The organism is Pantanalinema rosaneae CENA516 (genome assembly GCF_050753385.1).
Lineage (GTDB): Bacteria > Cyanobacteriota > Cyanobacteriia > Leptolyngbyales > Leptolyngbyaceae > Pantanalinema > Pantanalinema rosaneae.
On record NZ_JBLZFZ010000174.1, the window covers coordinates 1 to 1,363 of the forward strand.

General features: G+C 72.1%; 1 protein-coding gene. It reads right to left on the bottom strand.

The annotated features are described in order from the left end of the window. Positions 1-173: 173 nt before the first annotated feature. Positions 174-1,208: an ABC transporter substrate-binding protein gene (locus ACN4EK_RS32660; RefSeq protein WP_431662613.1), complete on the bottom strand. Its 1,035-nt coding sequence runs from the start codon at positions 1,206-1,208 to the stop codon at positions 174-176. Positions 1,209-1,363: the final 155 nt, after the last annotated feature.

Sequence of the window (1,363 nt, forward strand, 5' to 3'; positions counted from 1 at the left end):
CGAACGCCCAGCGACGGCCTCGCGACGGCGTCTGGATTTTTTCACACGCTCTGAGCCCCGCCGCATCGGCCCGAGGCGCCACTGGGCCGGCGCGGAACGTGCGAGGCGTGCGGATGCCGCAGCCTGCGCGTCGCCGGGCGCACGTGGCAATCAGCGCCAAGCAGATGGAATTCTCACGGGCGCTCTGAGCGCGCCTGCAGCAGTTCGGCCACGCGCGCTTGCGCCCAGGCCTGCGACCCGGCCACGCGATCCGGCAGGGGCGGGCCCATCCGCAGCCTGCTGAAGGGCTGCACGCTCTCCGGAAGCTGGAGTTCGCGCTCCGCCCAGCCGGCGGGGAACTCGTCGAAGATCCGGGCGTGCAGTTCCAGCGCTGCCGCACCGGTCAGCCAGACCGCCAGCCTGTCCGCGGCCTCGCGGTGCGCGCCGCCCTGCGGCAGGGCGATCGCCGAGACGTTGCCGATCAGCGGCTCGCCGGTTCCGGCGAAGCCGAACTGCAGGCGTGCCGCCGCGGCTGCCTCCGCGGCATCCGCCGAGGCCATCAGCCGCGCCAGGTAGTAGTGGTTGACGAAGGCGAGATCGCAGCGGCCGTCGAGCACGGCCAGGATCTGGTCGCGGTCGCCGCCCTCGATCCGCGGCGCGGATGCGAGCACCTCGCTGGCGAAGGCTTCGGCCATGGCCTCGCCCGCGGCCTGGTGCAGCCAGGCCAGGGTGCCGATGGCATAGACGTGGGCGGGGTCGCGGTGGCAGACGCGGCGCTGCGGCAGGGCGGCCAGCAGCGCCGGCCAGTCGGCATCGGCCTGCGTGCCGTGGGCGTACAGCGGGCCGCGCAGCCGGTAGCTCAGGCCCAGCCACTGGCCATCGGGATCACGCAGCGCGGCCGGAACCGCAGCCAGCGCGTCCGCCGGCAGCGGGCGCAGCAGGCCCTGGGCGGCGTAGCCGGAGAAGCGCAGGGCATCGACCGACAGCACCAGGTCCGGCGAGGTGCCGGTTTCGGATCGCGCGGCGAGCAGCGCCGGGCCGATCGCTTCGGCGCCCAGCACCTCCAGGCGCACGGCGATCCCCGTCTCGGCGGTGAAGCGTTCGAACAGCGGGCCGACCACCTCGGCACCGCGGTAGCTGAGCACATGGACGCTTTCGGCCGCCTGCGCGGGCAGGGCGGCCACGGCGAGGGCCAGCAGGCAGGCAAAACGGCGCAGGTCGAAGTTCACGGCAGCGAATCCCGGTGATTGGACGGACCGGGTCAGGATGCCGCAGCGACGGGCGGGCGTAAATCGCGATTGCATACCGAAATGCGAGTCAGTAGCATTTGCAGCCTGATTTGAGAGTGCCCAAGCATGCCCATGCCTGTCTCTTATACACATCT